At 32.7% G+C, this 1,522-nt stretch carries 1 protein-coding gene; it reads right to left on the bottom strand.

What is annotated here, in order from left to right; genetic code table 11:
• Nucleotides 1-203: 203 nt before the first annotated feature.
• Nucleotides 204-1,447, bottom strand: a protein-coding gene (locus JOD07_RS15245) for an IS3 family transposase (protein WP_158741865.1) whose coding sequence is annotated in 2 segments (ribosomal slippage) — nt 204-1,162 and nt 1,162-1,447 — 1,245 coding nt in all. Because the reading frame shifts where the segments join, the coding sequence is not laid out codon by codon here.
• Nucleotides 1,448-1,522: the final 75 nt, after the last annotated feature.

Raw genomic sequence — 1,522 nt, forward strand, 5'->3', positions numbered from 1 at the left:
CGTATTGTCCCCCTTATTTTGGACAAAAACTCACTAATGCTTAATATATCTTAGAATTTCATATTAATTTTTCTTCACCCTAATTTGATTCTACAGAAATATTTATCTTCATCAAGGATAAAGGGTAAACCCTTGCTTCGCAAGTCCTTGATAAAGCTAAATATTTCTGTTCTGGAGCACTTAAGGGTGAATAAAGGATGTGTTTATAGCTTTACTATTTGTTTGTTTTCTGTGCCAAACAAAGCCTGTAGATAGTACTCTTTTGGAGATATGTATCCTAAAGAGCTATGAATTCTTATGTTATTATATTTTTTCATGAATTCTGTAACTTCTTTATATGCATGAGCAAAGCTCTCAAATTCATATTTTGACAGACATTCGTCTTCTAGTATTCTGTGAAATGCTTCAATATGGGCATTCTTATTTGGAGTAGCATAAGGTATCCTCTCATGCTCTATCTGCAGCTCAAGGCACGTATTTTGAAAGTGAAAGCTTGTAAATTGTGGCCCATTGTCAGATCTTATTACCAAGTTATTTTCTTTGTTATGAAGGTTCCTTTTTATCATTGCTCTTTTTAGAGTAATGGCAGCATCGCTGGCTTTACAACTAAGCCCTATATGATAATCTATTATGCTTCTATCATAGACATCTAAGTAGGATAATATATAGAAAAACCTATCTTCCTTTTGGATATAGCCGTATTTAACGTCTACTTCCCATAAGGCATTAGAGCTTGTTATTTCTCGATTTATGGCTATTTTTCTAGGTTGTTTTGGTTTTATCTTTCTTTGGGGTCTTAGTATGGCCAATTCTTTGCATAGTCTATAAACCTTCTTCTTATTTATAACAAGGTTGTATTTTCTTCTTAGGATTATTGTGATTTTATAACATCCATAGGAATCTCCTTCTGTTTCAATAATTTGAATTATATATTCTTTTATTTCTTCATCACAAACTCTGTTATTATGAACATCTAAAGAATAGCCTGGTATCGGTCTGCCACCCTTATTCTTTGAGCTATCTGAAATTGCTTCTGGCCTATTTATATTGTAGTAATAGGTGGACTTATTAAGTCGTATAATTGAAAGAACTAATGTTGCCTTGTATCCAGCATCAATCCATTTTTTAGCTATCTCTACTTTTTCTTTTATTGTTGGTTCGTTTTTTTTAACATATCACGGAGAATTGCTATTTCTAGATCCTTTTCTCCAAGTAGCTTCTTAAGTTGATCATTCTCATGCTCTAATAATGTTGGATCAGTATCACAATTTTGATTTAGCCGGTTATTTTTCTTGTTGGTCTTTTTAGATTCCCTAACCCATCTAGTTACAGTGCCAGCAACAAGATCATGCTTTCTTGCAACTAAAGTAGCATTACCTATTTCTTCAACCTCTTTGACTATTTGATTTTTAAATTCAGCAGTAAATCTGTTTTGCTTTGACCTCATTTTTGACAACCTCCTGTTAGTATTATTTTACTAAACTAGTGTGTGATTGTCCAAATGGGTTAGGGGGATTAAGAG

It is taken from the genome of Defluviitalea raffinosedens (genome assembly GCF_016908775.1).
GTDB classification, from domain to species: Bacteria; Bacillota; Clostridia; order Lachnospirales; family Defluviitaleaceae; genus Defluviitalea; species Defluviitalea raffinosedens.